This window comes from Secundilactobacillus paracollinoides DSM 15502 = JCM 11969 (assembly GCF_001311135.1).
Lineage (GTDB): Bacteria > Bacillota > Bacilli > Lactobacillales > Lactobacillaceae > Secundilactobacillus > Secundilactobacillus paracollinoides.
On record NZ_BBAG01000062.1, the window covers coordinates 1 to 14462 of the forward strand.

A 14462-nucleotide genomic window follows, 5' to 3' on the forward strand; every position below is an offset into this window, starting at 1 on the left:
GTCATTTAACCCTAAATGACGTAGAATAGCGAAAATGGGAGATGATACCGTTAGCTAAAAGGGTGGAAGATATGGATTGAGGATAGTGTTACTCGGTGTTTCACGTGAAACATTAATTGATCGGGATTAAAAAAAGAGGCAGAATTTAAAATTTTCTGCCTCTTTCAATATTAGTATTTAACTGCCGTTCATTAGATTTTGTAGAACCATGCCCCGTACTTAGCGTTAAATTTTGTATAATGGCCCTTAACGGATTGTCCATATTCATGTTCGCGTAGCTTATTACCCACTTTATGAATGACGTAATATACCTGCTTCGTTCCAGGTTCGGTATTATGTGCACCTTTGATGTAATAGTACTGACTACCTGATTTATGGTGGTAATAAACGTTGGTTACGCGGTAGGGATCGGTAATGTAGGCGTGCTCTTTAGTGTCATACATTTGGTCACAGTTATATTTAGTACTAGTGACATGGATGTATGTCCTAAGTGATTTAGATGTCTTAGTCCGCCAAGTACCCCTAATTGCAGTCGGCGTCCCCTTATGCCAAGTTGCAGCGTGTGCCGTGGTAGCCATGCTGCCCAGTCCAGCAAATAAGATAGCAAAACTGGCAAGCATCACTAGCAAATTTCGATGATGGTACATATGAAAATACCCCCTAAAAAATTGACTTTAGTAATTGTATGATTCGATTATCCTTCTAATGATGTTGAAATAGGATGGGTATTTATGATGTTTTCTATGATTAAGCACGTTTTAAGCGTAACATGACAGGCAGTTGTCATGTTACGCTTGTTATCCTGATTCTAGTAAGGAGTTCATATGAAAATCGATCGACTCATTGGTATATTGTCAGTGCTGTTGCAGGAGAAAAAAGTGACGGCACCCGAATTAGCTGAAAAGTTCGAAGTATCACGGCGAACGATCAATCGCGATGTGATGGCACTATCTCAAGCAGGTATTCCCCTTTACACAATGCAGGGTACGGGCGGTGGCATCGCAATTGCCGACGGGTATCGCATGGACCGCACGTTGTTAACGTCGCGTGATATGCAAGGAATTTTGGCTGGTCTGCGCAGCTTGATAGCGTTAGTGGCAATCATTATTATCGGCAACTGATGGAAAAGATCCAGGCCGGTGCGTCGGATTTTGTGAGTGGTCGCGACTACATGCTGATTGATCTTTCTTCTTGGTATAAAAAACGATTGGCGCCTACAATTGAACGCATTCAATCGGCAATTGAGACGCACCATCAGCTGCAATTTCAGTACGTGTCTCAGTCCGGTTCCTCAGTTAACACCGTTGAGCCTTACTATCTGATATTCAAGTGGTCAAATTGGTACCTGTGGGCGTGGAATGAGACTCGCAGCGCTTTTCGATTGTACAAGCTGAACCGAATGGCCCAACTCGAACTGAGCCAACAACAATTTAATCCACGGCAAGTGAGCGTTCCGCAGATTTCAACGGATCAGTTTGCTACCAAGGTTTTTGTGAGGGCGCTTTTTCAGCCCGAGGTCAAGTGGCGACTGCTTGATGAATTTGGGGCTGACCAAATTACTGAGCAGTCGGATGGTCAATTGCTATTAACCGGTGAGTATAGTGACTTGGACAGCTTGGTGCGATGGTTGTTGACGTTTGGTGATCAGGTTAAAGTATTGGCACCTGATGAAGCAAAGCAACACCTTATCGAGACCGCCAAAGATCTGCTAAGCCGTTACGACTAACGACTGAGTTGGATTGATTTTTATCTGTACTTCTGATTTTAAATCAGGAGGATAACGCGTTTTGAGAAAAAATGATTTGGGCCGGGCCCCCGTTTTACCATTAGTGCTCCGATTAGCCATTCCGACGATGCTCGCACAATTTGTGAATGTGCTATATAGCATTGTTGACCGGATGTTTATTGGGCACATTCCAGAGATCGGTAATGATGCGCTTGCTGGCGTGGGTGTCTGTGGCCCAATTATTGCAGTTTTATATGCTTTTTGCTATCTGATAGGTCAGGGTGGCACACCGCTTATGGCGATGGCGTTAGGCGCTAATGAACAGCGGCAGGCCGCAGCGGTGATGGCAAATTGTTTTCGACTATTGATTGGTCTGGGAATCGGGTTAACGGTCATCTTTTTACTGATTAGAAAACAACTACTGTGGTGGTTTGGGGCTAGTTCGGCCACCTATCCATATGCGGATCGGTTTTTAACGATCTATCTTTGTGGGACGCTATTTGCACTGCTATCTGGTGGGATGAACAGCTTTTTGATCGCGCAAGGGCGTTCTGGGCTAGGCGTTGGGACTGTTTTAACCGGCACGCTTTTAAATATTTTATTGGACCCGATACTTATCTTTAAACTACAGCTAGGCGTAGAAGGGGCGGCACTCGCAACTGTGATATCACAGGCCGTGTCGACGGTGTTTGCCCTTAGTTGTTTAAGACACATGAAGCTCACTGTCCAACTACGCTGGGGACGCTTTGATCCGACATTGTGTAAAAAGATCATGATGCTGGGCCTGGCACCATTTCTAACGTATGCGCTGGATAGTGGCTTACTGATTGTGCTGAATGCGACATTGCAACGAACTGGCGGCCCTGGCGAGGGTGATCTGCTCATTTCGTGTGCGACCATTATTCAAAGTTACATGTTATTGATCACGTCGCCGCTGAGCGGGATCACAATGGGCAGCCAGGGCATCGTCAGTTTTAACTTGGGTGCGCCAAACACTATCAGCGCGTTAAATCGGCGTTGTGGTCGGTCTATTTTGTCTGCCTAGGATTTTGTAGCGTGATGTTTTTGGTGAGTTTCTTTGCCACACCTTACTTTGTCCATTTGTTTACTGCTGATGCGACACTCGTGCGGCATGCTGTACCGTATATCCGACTATATGCCGCGGGTGTTTTATGTATGGCTGCCCAGTGGACCGTGACAGACATGGGTATCGCAATGGAACAGATGCGGATGGCACTCATTTGTTCGTTGATTCGCAAGGGGTTATATTTGGTGGGTGTGTTAGTCTTACCGATTCTGTTTTATCCGGCAGCGGCATTTGCAGCACAACCCATTTGTGACGTCGTTGCGTCGGTTATTTCAATCGGGGCATTTTTCCGAGTGATTCCGCCTTTACTTCAGCAAAAACGGGTAGGCGTGTAACGTCAAGGCTAAACTGCTAGCAATTGCTAATAATGGCGGGCATCTATGGGTTTATTTCGGACCTGAAATTCAGAGACACCAAGCCTCGACGTTCCCATTTAATTTACGGTGCGATATACTTATCTCAAAAAGGAGTATTAGTGCGATGAAAGTTAAACTTGACGCAGTTCTTGAAGCACTTACATTTGCCAGTGACGATGGCAGCTACTATTACAATACCAAAACGGGCGAAATTCAGTACGCCAGCTCAGAATTCGATGGCGACCTTGAATACGAGGAGCTTGACGAGAACCCCGATCAATACATTGAGCTTCCGGGACCATTTGATATTGATGATTACAGCATCATGCGTGATTTCATTAATAGTTTACCGGCTGGCGACCAACAGACCGATCTTGCAAACAGTATTCGCGGCCGAGGTGCTTTTCGAAGTTTTCGTGCCACACTTGACCGATTTGGCATCACAGATAAATGGTATACGTTTAAAGATGACGCTTACCGCCAAATTGCCATAGATTGGTGCAATGATAACCACATTGAATATGAAGAATAGGTTCTGCTCACAAATCCCCTTTAACTGGATTATAATTGCCAGTAAAAGGGGATTTTAAAAATGACGCTAAAATTAAACGATGTGGTGAATGCATTTGATGCCACGGATGATGTGACGACTTTTACAATAAGAAGACTGGTGAACTAAAAGAACGCATTGACTCAAGTGATGGGATGCTTTCCGATGATGACTTTGATGAGAATGGCGTAGATGAGATTTATAAGCATTTTGAAGACTACCTGGCGTTACCCGACCGCTTTGAGATTAATGATTATCATATTATGGAGATGTTCGTTGATAGTCTGCAACGGGTGACCAGAAAGATCAACTCGTGATAGCCATTCACGGTCGCGGTGCGTTTCGGTCCTTCAGAGAAACAATTGCGCGCTTTGGCCTCGAACAAAAATGGTATGACTATCGTTGGGATGCGTTGACGGAACAGGCAATCGACTGGCTTCGCTTTTACGACATTCCATACGACGAGTCGAAAGAATAGGACGTGAACACATGCCAAAAATAGTGATTCTAAACGGCGCCGTTGTCAATTACGATAACCGGATCAACCGGCAGATGTTACCAGGTGACGTTGTGGTGTATGACACAACACCTGAGGATAAGATTCTGGACTGGGTTACTGGCGCAACGGTCGTGGTGACCAAAGAAATGCCGATGCCGGGCGATATTCTGCGCCAGTTTCCGACGAGCGTGAAGATGGTCTGTGAGGCTGGAACCGGCTATAACAACTACGATGCTGAGGCGTTGCAGGAAAAGGGCATCATGCTGACCAACATTCCGGCCTACAGTACGCAACGCGTCGCCCAGACGGCCATCATGTTGATGTTGAACCTCGCCAGCACGATGCAGGAACAGATCCGCATGCTGCGACCGGCAACCATGATAATTTCGATAAACACTTGATGGTCAACCACGTGGAACTCAACGGGAAAACGCTCGGGGTGGTTGGCTTCGGCCATATTGGTCAGGCGATTATTAAAGTGGCGCAGGCCATGCAGATGAAGATCTTGGTGGCAACGCGGACGCCTCGTGATGATCGGGACGGCATCCACTTTACAACGCAAGCTGAGTTATTTGCGACGAGTGATGTCGTTTCACTGAACTTGCCGCTAACTGAGGCGACCCATCATATGGTGAACGAACGGTTACTTAAGACAATGAAGCCGACTGCGTTCCTCATCAACACCGCTCGTGGCGGATTGATCGACCAGGATGTGCTGATCACCGCGCTGCAGCAACACGAAATTGCTGGTGCTGGGCTAGATGTCCAGGAGGTTGAACCGTTGCCGGATGACAGCCCGCTATTTCAGCTGCCAAACGTGATCGTGACACCGCACATTGGCTGGCGCGGTCTGGAGACACGGCAACGATTGCTGCAGATCATCAACGATAACGTGACGGCATTTCTTGATGGCAAACCAATCAACCGGGTGATTTAAATGATCGATGTCCACTGTCATGCTGAACATAACGCTGCGTTTATCAGGTTTCAACACGCACACCACATTCATTCGATCCTGAACTGCGATAGCCCTGAAGAATTTGCGTTTAATCAGCAATATGCTGGAGACGGACAACGGTTGAGCTGCGGCATTCATCCTTGGCATGCGGATCAATCGATAACGGATGAGGCGCTCTACCAGTTTTTATCGTCAGCACCAGTGATTGGCGAAATCGGGTTGGATCGGGTATGGACAACGGTGCCGTTGGGGGTTCAGCGACCGGTATTTTTGAAGCAGCTGTCGCTAGCACAGAGCATGCATAAACCAGTGATTATTCATACCAAGGGATGTGAGGCTGAGGTGCTGAAAATTATCCAGCAGTACCCAGATTTGCATATCTTGGTGCACTGGTATTCGTCACCGGATTATCAAGAGGCCTATCTGGCACTACCGAATGTCTATTTTTCAATTGGCCCGGACTTCGACACTGATCCCGCGGTGATGGCCCTTGCGCTGAAAGTGCCGGTTGACCGTCTTTTTGTGGAATCGGATGGCATCGCAAGTATTGCGTGGGCAAGGCATCAAGAAACAGTCAGTCTGAATGACTATGAAACACTACTACGAGAGAGTTATCGCCAGTTAGCCGTTAGCCACGGGATGACGATGACTTCGATTGAAACACAAATTGGGATGAATTTGACTGAATTTTTAAATCGTGACTAACAACAGTGCCTTGATAAGTCGAGGCGCTTTTTTATGTCCACTAAAGTGTCGCAGAATTGCCTGTGCTAGGGGAAAGTTGCGATTGCATGTCCGTTTCAACCAAGTAATAATGAGTGAAGAAATCACTTGGAGGAGAACCATGGGGAAACGATATCGACACTACAATCAGTTCATGAATCAAATCGGGCAGCCAACAAGAGACCTGATGATCTTTAATTTAAGTACAGCCGGCGCATTTGTCCTAACCTGGTTTGCTGGTTTTTGGGCACTTAAACAAACCCAAGCGTACATGCAGGGGGATGCTGCAGGCTGGTTCTTGATCTTTGGCGGGTTCATTTTCTTTATTCCGGTTCTGACGATGCCGTTGATCAGTTGGGGCCTTGGCGTCACGACCCTGGTCATGACGATTCACCAGAATAGTCAGTTGCATCATCCGATTACGCTGATTTTGCAGTGGCTGGCGTTTGGCTTTGTTTTTGTGAGCGGCTTTTTACTATTAACAACTGGTATCTGGGTGCTTTGGTTAAACGTGATCGTCTATTGTGTCTGTGCGGTAGGCATTGTTTTTGAAACGTGGCGTGACCAGCATAAAACTAAGCCTGGCAACTAGTGGTAAACCTGTAACAGCAGCATTTTCATTAGGCCGCCGATATTAAAAATAAACCGTTTGCTTATAAGATTACCCAATTATTACCAGTTGTGTAGTAGACGATTTACTAACCAGATGATTGATTTTGCCACATTTTAGTGAAGAATTGTCGCAAAATGCTACAATGAAGGCAGATAGGATGTTAGGCAATTCTATCAAATGAAATTTATTTGGAGGCTTTATTATGGGGAAAGAAACAATGACGCCGATCAAGCACAAGAAACAACTTGTGCTCGGGCTGGCAGCCATTACTTTTGGGTTTGTCTTCAGCGGTATCGGGGGATCCGCAAAAGCAGATCAATCAACGCAGGCAAATTTCGTGAATTCAGGGTCAACTTTTACTGACACGGCAAACAATTTACAGTGGACGAGTCATTTGGCAGATGCCACGAATTCGAGTGACGTTAGTTTAAATGGTGGTTATGATTATCAGAACCGGTCGGCAGTGAATGTTAAAAATGGTCCGACTAACCTCATGTATGACTTGAGCATTAAGAACACTGCTTCGGTGGCTGTATCCGGTGTGTTCCAGCTGGATATGAACGAAGCCGATGATAGCAATGGCTATAAAGGGGCTATCGTTCGCTATGGGTCAGCTGATCATACAAAGGGGTTTGATGGCATCAGCAACTATGTCACGTCTTCTACTGGCATCTCAGACTTAACACAAACATTTGGGTTACCGTCGGATTCACTTACCGACTACCCAACGGTTGGTTACGCGCGGACATTAGATTCTCTGACGGCTGCAGATAAAGAAGATGTTGCCAGAACGCAATTGAAATTCACCGCTCAACCAGGCGCAACATTGGATATCTCGTTCCCAGTGAACGCGACGGCTGGCGCTAACTTGATTCAGGCCGATGAAGTCGCTACAGCACCAATCGAGGACTTTACCACTATTATCGGTTCTATGACGAATAATCAAGCTGGCACGTCAACGCCAATGGCTAATGATAATAGTTTTAACCATGATTTATCCTTAGCAGCATACAACATCACAGCCATCACCACTAAGCAAAATAATGCAACGGTGCAAGTTGGCGACACCATCAACGCCGCAACCTTTGGGGCTGATCCAACTGATGCTAAGATCGGAACTGTGACGGATGCGAATGGCAACACGGTCACGAACCCAACTGCTCAAGCAGGGACTTACAAGGTTCAATTGACACGTGCGGGTTATCTGCCAACGACCGTTACGTTGACGGTTAATAACGCACCAGCAAACAACGGTGGCGGCTCATCAATCACCACGACTGGTACGAGTACCTCAACTGGGACAACGACGGGCACATCTGATGTGACAACGTCGACTTCTCCAGATACAGTTGTGAGCGGCCAGACCGTTGCCAACAAGGGCCGTGCCATTTATGCCATGAAGGGTCTTTACATGTACAAGAAGGCAACCTTTACAACTTCAGGTCGTGAATACCATTACGCAAAACAAGTTCGGACAAAGCGCCCAATGTTCATTGTTGATGGGTATGCGAAGTCTTCAAACGGGACACTGCGTTACCGGGTCCACGACTACTATAAGAAGAGTCGTAAGGGTTACATCACCGCAAACAGCAGTTACACAAGATTGGCTTACTACTTCAGTATTCCGAAGTCTAAGGCTGTCAGCGTGATCACTGCTGGTGGTGTGAACAGTTACAAGAATAGCAGCCTCTCTGGTAAGACCGTTAAGCACTACAAGAAGGGGACAGTGCTGAAGGTGAAGAAGGTTGTGAAGTACAAGTTAGCATCACGCTTTGAATTGACGAACGGTCGTTATGTGAGCGGGAATAAGCGGTTTGTGATGTTTAAATGAGAGTGGAGCAAGGCGTTTAAGGGGCAGAATGTAAGGGACTCTGGCAGAAATGCCTGAACTTGGCATTTTTGCCAGAGTCCCTTACATGGCCGCCCCTTGCCTTGCGGAACTCGTTACGGCACGGTGGCCAAGAAGGCATAAGGCAGAAATCCCCGAACTTGGGATTTGTGCCAGAGTTGCTTACACAGTAGCCCTCTGCCTTGCGGAACTCGTTACGGCACGGTAGCCAAGAAGGCAACGCCAATCGTACACTAACCACACAAACTAAAAACGAGACTGAGAAATAATATCATTTCTCAGCCTCGTTTTTTAATCTCACAATAAATATTGACGCGATTATGTTTAAAATTGTGCCACATTTAACCCACATTTACCTGGGTTTGAAGCGATGCCATTACTCATATTGAGTTATACAATAAGCAACACATAATGGTAACTGTTGTGTAGCAGACGAATCAAGCCATTACTGCTTATTTTTGCTACAAAATTAGGAAAATATGTCGCAAAATGATACAATAAGGGTAATAAGGTTATAGGCAATCTTATTAAAAGATTATATTTTTGGAGGTATTACTATGGGGACCAACACAATGACGCGTCATCGATCCAAGCTGAAAACAGGGCTTGTGATTGGTTTGGCGGCCATTACATTTGGGTTTAGCTTAAATGGTATCGGGGGATCCGTTAAAGCTGACTCGACTGATGCAGCGACACAAGCAAATTTGTGAATTCTGGGTCAAATGACAAGGATCCACAAACTGGCGGCTTAACTTGGAAAGGGTTCTTCGAGGATCCTACCGACACAAGTGACGTCAGTCTAGTAGGACAAAACGTGTTACAGGGGAATACGAAGAACCGTTCAGCCGTTAACGTCAATGGCGGCGAGAAGAACTTGACCTACGTTGTTCAAATCACGAACACGACGGATCAAACGTTATCAGGACGCTACTTTACGTCATTTTGCGACAAGGACATTACCGGGTATAACGGCGCTAAACTGCGGTATGGCTCAACGATCGGCAGTGTTCAATCGATCGACCACTATATGACAGCGAATGATGCTGTCTCAAACGTTTCAGCTCAATATGGGCTGACGACGGATGGCGGTATTGACTACGGTCATCAATTGTCTGACTTTTCAGCAGCAGATCAAGCTAACATCGTTCGGTTGCAACTTGATTTCACCATCAAGGCCGGCGCTACGGCAACGTTTAACTTGCCAGTTGTTGCGTCAAAGGGTGACAATTCGATCAAGGCTAACCAAGTGGCAACCGCACCTGACAGCGACTTTACGATCATCTTCGGTGCAATGTACAGTTACAAGGAAGGCACATTTACCGGTGTTCCAACAACAGGTGACATGAACCACAACCTGCTGTTGACGACTTACGACATCACGGCCATCACAACGACTAAGGATACCGCTACTGTTCAAACTGGTGATACGGTAAACGCCGCAACCTTTGGCGCCGACCCAACCGATGCTAAAATCGGTAAGGTAACGGATGCTAACGGCAACACGGTTACCAACCCAACGGCGCAACCAGGGACTTACACCGTTGAGTTGACTCGTGACGGCTACCTGCCTAAGACAGTTACTTTGACTGTTACCCAACGTCCTAGCGACAACAACGGTAACGGCGGGTCATCTACTGGGACCAACAATGGTTCCGGCAACTCATCAACTGGGTCTGATGTTGATACATCAACTTCTCCTAACACTGTGATCGATGGCCAAACGGTGGCTAAGAAGGGTCGCGCCATTTATGCGCTTAAGGGTCTGTACATGTACAACAAGACCACCTTTACTAAGTCTGCTCGGACTTACCACTATGCAAAACAGATTCGGACAAAGCGTCCAATCTTCATCGTTGACGGCTACACAAAGTCATCAAACGGTGCATTGCGTTACCGGGTTCACGATTACTACCACAAGAGTCGTAAGGGTTACATCACCGCAAAATCAGGTTACACGGCCTTGGCTTACTACTTCAGTGTGCCAAAGTCGAAAGCCGTTCGCGTGATTACTAGCACTGGTATCAACAGTTACGGCAACAGCAGTCTTTCTGGTAAGAAATTGACGCATTACAAGAAGGGTACTGTTTTGAAGGTCAAGAAGGTTGTGAAGTACAAGTTAGCTTCACGTTTCCAACTGACCAACGGCCGTTATATCAGCGGTAACAAGACTTACGTGATTATGAAATAGTGCCATTCCATCGGGGAGTGGATATGTAAGACTAATTTTATTGCATACGAACTGAGAAGCCTGGGGGCATTGCCTGGGCTTCTTTTTTTGTAGAGCGCGAAGCAAGGCGGGTTAGGGGCGGTGTGTAACGGCGGCGGACCGAAAAGTCCGGGTCTGACTTTTTGGTCCGCCGCCGTTACACGTTAGCCCCGCGCCTTGCTGAGCGCGTTTCCACTATATAGAAGAGAAAGTCACTGACCGAAAAGTCCGGGCCTGACTTTTTGGTCAAAGTCCGTTACACGTTAGCCCCGTGCCTTGCTTCGCGTGTTACGCCATATAGGAGAGAAAAAATTTACGCCAAAATGTTTCATGTGAAACCTGTAATTCCGCTTTTTAGCTTTCAATGTAGTATAAAAGCATATCCAATTCACCCGAAGTAAGGTAATATAAAACAAAATAGCACCACGAGAGGAGCAAGTATCATGGCAAAAAAAGCCCCAAGACGAGTGTTTGAACTGCGCCTAACACTAGACGACGCTCAGCCGGAAGTATGGCGTCGGATGCGCGTTAAAAGCAGCATGCACTTAAATGATCTGGCATATGCTATCATGATCATCTTTAGAATGCAGGGGAGTCACCTCTATAACTTCACCCAGACTTTTCATAAAGATCCTGATAAGCCAAGACAGTTACTGCCTGGCCGCGGTGAATCATTCGAAGATACAACGATTAAACGTTATGAGTTGCCAATGGATGATGCAGGTATTGATGGTCTCGATGTTCGCGATTATACCCTAACGAAAGTCTTTGCAGATACGGATACGTTAGACTTTACTTATGACTTTGGCGATAGTTGGCAAGTTAAAATTGAAGTCATTAAGCGACTGCCAAGCGATAAACTTTATTTGCCACGGGTATTGGATTGTAAAGGGTTCGGTATCGTGGAAGATGCCGGTGGCGTTTATGGCCTTGCACACATGATTGAAGTCTTACGAAATCCTGATGATGACGAGTATGAGGATATCAAAGGCTGGCTGCAAATGAATAACATATCGTTAGCTGATCTAACAATGGACATTTCTTTGCGACGTGTTTTGAATGCAGTTTTGGATTATGTTGATGACATGAAACGAAGATATGAACGGTAGTGTTTAATTGAAAGAGCTGTACCATAACGTGTGTCTGTTATGGTACAGCTCTTCTTTTCATGAAGCACTATTTTGATTTACCAAGGGACAATACCCTGAGTATCCGAGAAAGTGCCAGTAATATCATTGGTCGCCAGTAATGCCAGCTCAACAGTCCGCGCTACACCCTCCTGAACGGTCTTGTCGCCACCGCCGCCCGCAAAGCTTGTGTCGACCCATCCTGGATTGACGGCATTAACCGTAACAGTCGTGTCGCTGAGTTCGTTTGCGAGGTCGACGGTAAACATGTTAACCGCAGTCTTTGAAGCCTGGTAGCCCACGGCGCTGTGTTGGTAAATGCTGGTGGTGGCATCGGAAGCTAGCGTCAGAGATCCTACTGCGCTTGAGACGTTAATGATTTTGGCGGATGGTGCCAGTTTCAGTAAGGGTAACATCGCCTGGGTCACAGTGATGAGGCCAAAAAAGTTCACATCGAAGTCCTTACGAATTGTTGCGACCGGAATCGTGGACGGTGCTTCATAATTGTCCAAAGCGATACCGGCATTGTTAATGAGGCAGTCTAAACGGCCACACTGGTCTTTAATTTGTGTTGCGGCAGCTTGGACACTGTTGTCGTCAGCAACATCAAGCTGGATAGGATCCACGTTTGCGGCACCAAGCTGAGTGATGGCGGCTTGCCCACGAGCTATGTTTCGCGTCCCGAGGAGCACATGCTGACCGGCAGCTGCTAGTTCTTTGACGATTTCAAGTCCCATGCCGCGATCGGCACCCGTTACTAAGGTGATTTTTGTCAAAATGATGACTTCCTTTTTTCTATTATTATGAGGATATAATGGTTTCAACCTCTTTTAGGCAACATTGCGGAAACGCGTTTCGGAAAACTGAGGGCTACTGCATAAGCAACTCTGGCAAAAATGCCCAAGTTCAGGCATTTCTGCCAGAGTTACTTATGCTCCGCCCTCAACCCGTTTTCCTTCATACTCTATTGTCATTCTACCCATCTACAGTTACTATAGGTCAAGTAAAGGGGGCCCAAAAAAATGATTTTAATTGGTGAACTCGCCAAACAAACCGGTGTTGCGATTGGCACAATTCGGTTTTATGAACAGAAGGGCGTTTTACCCGAAGCCCAGCGTAATGTGAGTGGTAACCGAGTTTACGATGATGAAGCCCTGCACTGGCTCTTGTTTGTGAGCTATCTGCGACAAACGGGCATGTCGGTGAGTCAACTTCGGACGTATCGTGAACTGATCGATGCGGGGCCTGAAACGGTCCCGCAACGCATTGAAATTTTGAAAAAGCAGCGTCAGGCGGCTCTAAATCAGATAGCAGCTGCCCAGGAACAAGTGGCACAAATTGATCATAAAATTAGTAATTACAAAGCGGGATATGCTGATTATTTGTAATCGTTCAACAAAATGTTTCATATGAAACAGTCAATTACCCGCGTTAGAGATGTGGGTCGGCCAGAGATTTATCTCTGAAGCGCACGATGCTGATGACTAGTCCGCCAGAATTTAACGGCGTCGTTTGTTTCACGCACATTAAAATAACCGCCGTTATGTCGATAAGTGTTGATATAACGGCGTTTTGTTGTTGATTTTCACTTAAAAATGCTAGACTTTAATCATTAAGACACAACGAATGAGGGGACGATAAGATGGACATTGCAACGAAGGAACGCATCCTCACCGATTATCTGACACAGTATCAGGCGAACGTGTCGGCGGTGGGGATTCACCAGCTAGCAACAATTGCCGACCAGGCCTATTTTCCTAAAAATAGTATGGTTCTGGATATCGATCAGCCAAGTCAGTACGTTTATTTCATTACTGATGGCGTGGCGCGCAGCTACTATCTCGACGAAGATGGTAACAACGTCACGAAAAACTTCTTTCTTGAAGGTGATTTTTTAGACGGTGAGGGCTTGTTCTCTGATCTGCGAACCGAAGCCTTTGACGCCGTTGAAGACCTGCGCTGCTTGCGGTTTGAAGTGACCACGATGAAACCCGTTTTGTTTCAACATAAAGACCTGACGCAACTTTATATCTTTATGTTGGAAGAAACGTTGCGGTACAAAATGAGTCGCGAACACGCCTTCCAAAGTTTAACCGCCCAACAGCGCTACGAAGCCTTTCAGGAACGATTTGGCAGCGCAGAAAAACGATTACCACAGAATCAAATTGCCTCGTATATCGGGATTAAAAAAGAATCTTTAAGTCGAATTCGCAAAAAGATGGCGAACAGTTAACATAGGTCAACGCGGTATCGTCAATTCCCTGTTAAATTATAGTCATACACAAATACAGGAGGTCATTACAATGACAACTTACGAAAACCAACAAGCATGGCGCGACGTTCAATCTTTCTTACCAGAACAATACCACTACACCGACAACTACAAACCAGCAGAAGAAAACTGGAACTGGCACGGCAACCAGGTGCACTTGGATACCTTCCGCAACCCAGACGCTAAAGCCAAGATCATTGAGTTCCACGGCGTCGGCACCAACGGCCGCCAAATTTCCATGATCGTTGGCGGGCCACTGGCACAAGACGGTTACGAAACGATTGCGGTGGACATGCCAACCTATGGCGTGACAGATGTGGCACCCCACACGATCATTTCATATGACGACTGGGTACAGTGCGGCAGCGACCTCATTGATGCTGAACTTGCCAAGGATGACCGGCCAATTTTCCTCTATGGGTTCTCAGCCGGTGGGATGGAAACCTACCACGTGGCTGCACGGAACAAGAAAGTCGCCGGCATCATCGGGATGACC

General features: G+C 46.4%; 20 protein-coding genes. 18 read left to right on the top strand and 2 right to left on the bottom strand.

Annotated elements, in window-relative coordinates:
- Positions 1 to 191: 191 nt before the first annotated feature.
- Positions 192 to 647: a hypothetical protein gene (locus JCM11969_RS13945; RefSeq protein ID WP_054712107.1), complete on the bottom strand. Its 456-nt coding sequence runs from the start codon at positions 645 to 647 to the stop codon at positions 192 to 194.
- 177 nt (positions 648 to 824) lie between these two features.
- Here JCM11969_RS13945 and JCM11969_RS19345 point away from each other — a divergent pair, with 177 nt between their 5' ends.
- From JCM11969_RS19345 to JCM11969_RS13990, 15 genes are all read left to right on the top strand, one after another.
- Entirely contained in the window at positions 825 to 1121 is a 297-nt protein-coding gene (locus JCM11969_RS19345) for a helix-turn-helix transcriptional regulator (protein WP_225353322.1), read from the top strand.
- Positions 1121 to 1726 (top strand): helix-turn-helix transcriptional regulator, encoded by a 606-nt coding sequence (locus JCM11969_RS13950; RefSeq protein WP_225353323.1) that lies wholly within the window; start codon positions 1121 to 1123, stop codon positions 1724 to 1726. Before JCM11969_RS19345 ends, JCM11969_RS13950 begins: the two co-directional genes overlap by 1 nt.
- 61 nt (positions 1727 to 1787) lie before the next feature.
- A complete protein-coding gene (locus tag JCM11969_RS13955; protein ID WP_156319377.1) occupies positions 1788 to 2771 on the top strand; it encodes an MATE family efflux transporter in 984 nt (327 codons plus the stop codon).
- Complete coding sequence (locus JCM11969_RS17865; protein WP_156319378.1) at positions 2744 to 3148, top strand: hypothetical protein; 405 nt, start codon at positions 2744 to 2746, stop codon at positions 3146 to 3148. Before JCM11969_RS13955 ends, JCM11969_RS17865 begins: the two co-directional genes overlap by 28 nt.
- Positions 3149 to 3293: 145 nt before the next feature.
- Positions 3294 to 3701: a UPF0158 family protein gene (locus JCM11969_RS13960; RefSeq protein WP_054712109.1), complete on the top strand. Its 408-nt coding sequence runs from the start codon at positions 3294 to 3296 to the stop codon at positions 3699 to 3701.
- 173 nt (positions 3702 to 3874) lie between these two features.
- On the top strand, positions 3875 to 4036 hold the full coding sequence (locus tag JCM11969_RS17870) for a hypothetical protein (protein ID WP_156319379.1): 162 nt from the start codon (positions 3875 to 3877) through the stop codon (positions 4034 to 4036).
- Positions 4033 to 4197 (top strand): UPF0158 family protein, encoded by a 165-nt coding sequence (locus tag JCM11969_RS17265; RefSeq protein WP_082409389.1) that lies wholly within the window; start codon positions 4033 to 4035, stop codon positions 4195 to 4197. The genes JCM11969_RS17870 and JCM11969_RS17265 overlap by 4 nt, the downstream gene beginning before the upstream one ends.
- A gap of 11 nt (positions 4198 to 4208) precedes the next feature.
- Entirely contained in the window at positions 4209 to 4619 is a 411-nt protein-coding gene (locus tag JCM11969_RS19350) for a Rossmann-fold NAD(P)-binding domain-containing protein (protein ID WP_225353324.1), read from the top strand.
- 11 nt (positions 4620 to 4630) lie between these two features.
- The gene (locus JCM11969_RS19355) at positions 4631 to 5155 is read left to right on the top strand and encodes a 2-hydroxyacid dehydrogenase (RefSeq protein WP_263850079.1); all 525 of its coding nucleotides are present in this window, start codon (positions 4631 to 4633) and stop codon (positions 5153 to 5155) included.
- Positions 5156 to 5881, top strand: a complete 726-nt coding sequence (locus JCM11969_RS13970) for a TatD family hydrolase (protein WP_054712111.1) — start codon at positions 5156 to 5158, stop codon at positions 5879 to 5881. It abuts the gene before it with no gap.
- A gap of 139 nt (positions 5882 to 6020) precedes the next feature.
- Positions 6021 to 6491, top strand: coding sequence for a hypothetical protein (locus tag JCM11969_RS13975; RefSeq protein ID WP_054712113.1), 471 nt, complete (start codon positions 6021 to 6023; stop codon positions 6489 to 6491).
- Between the two features lie 223 nt (positions 6492 to 6714).
- On the top strand, positions 6715 to 8343 hold the full coding sequence (locus tag JCM11969_RS13980; RefSeq protein ID WP_054712114.1) for a DUF5776 domain-containing protein: 1629 nt from the start codon (positions 6715 to 6717) through the stop codon (positions 8341 to 8343).
- A 575-nt stretch (positions 8344 to 8918) separates the two neighbouring features.
- Positions 8919 to 9071, top strand: coding sequence for a hypothetical protein (locus tag JCM11969_RS17875; protein ID WP_156319380.1), 153 nt, complete (start codon positions 8919 to 8921; stop codon positions 9069 to 9071).
- Positions 9068 to 10549, top strand: coding sequence for a DUF5776 domain-containing protein (locus tag JCM11969_RS13985; protein WP_054712116.1), 1482 nt, complete (start codon positions 9068 to 9070; stop codon positions 10547 to 10549). The genes JCM11969_RS17875 and JCM11969_RS13985 overlap by 4 nt, the downstream gene beginning before the upstream one ends.
- A gap of 461 nt (positions 10550 to 11010) precedes the next feature.
- On the top strand, positions 11011 to 11676 hold the full coding sequence (locus tag JCM11969_RS13990; protein ID WP_054712118.1) for a plasmid pRiA4b ORF-3 family protein: 666 nt from the start codon (positions 11011 to 11013) through the stop codon (positions 11674 to 11676).
- Positions 11677 to 11753: 77 nt separating this feature from the next.
- Here JCM11969_RS13990 and JCM11969_RS13995 read toward each other — a convergent pair whose 3' ends face one another.
- Positions 11754 to 12431 (bottom strand): SDR family NAD(P)-dependent oxidoreductase, encoded by a 678-nt coding sequence (locus tag JCM11969_RS13995; protein ID WP_054712121.1) that lies wholly within the window; start codon positions 12429 to 12431, stop codon positions 11754 to 11756.
- 285 nt (positions 12432 to 12716) lie between these two features.
- On the opposite strand from JCM11969_RS13995, the gene JCM11969_RS14000 reads away from it, so the two are divergent.
- From JCM11969_RS14000 to JCM11969_RS14010, 3 genes are all read left to right on the top strand, one after another.
- Positions 12717 to 13082, top strand: a complete 366-nt coding sequence (locus JCM11969_RS14000; RefSeq protein ID WP_054712119.1) for a MerR family transcriptional regulator — start codon at positions 12717 to 12719, stop codon at positions 13080 to 13082.
- A 254-nt stretch (positions 13083 to 13336) separates the two neighbouring features.
- The gene (locus tag JCM11969_RS14005) at positions 13337 to 13927 is read left to right on the top strand and encodes a Crp/Fnr family transcriptional regulator (protein ID WP_054712120.1); all 591 of its coding nucleotides are present in this window, start codon (positions 13337 to 13339) and stop codon (positions 13925 to 13927) included.
- A 70-nt stretch (positions 13928 to 13997) separates the two neighbouring features.
- Positions 13998 to 14462, top strand: a 465-nt coding sequence (locus JCM11969_RS14010; RefSeq protein ID WP_162231482.1) for an alpha/beta hydrolase, incomplete at its 3' end; no start/stop codon positions are given.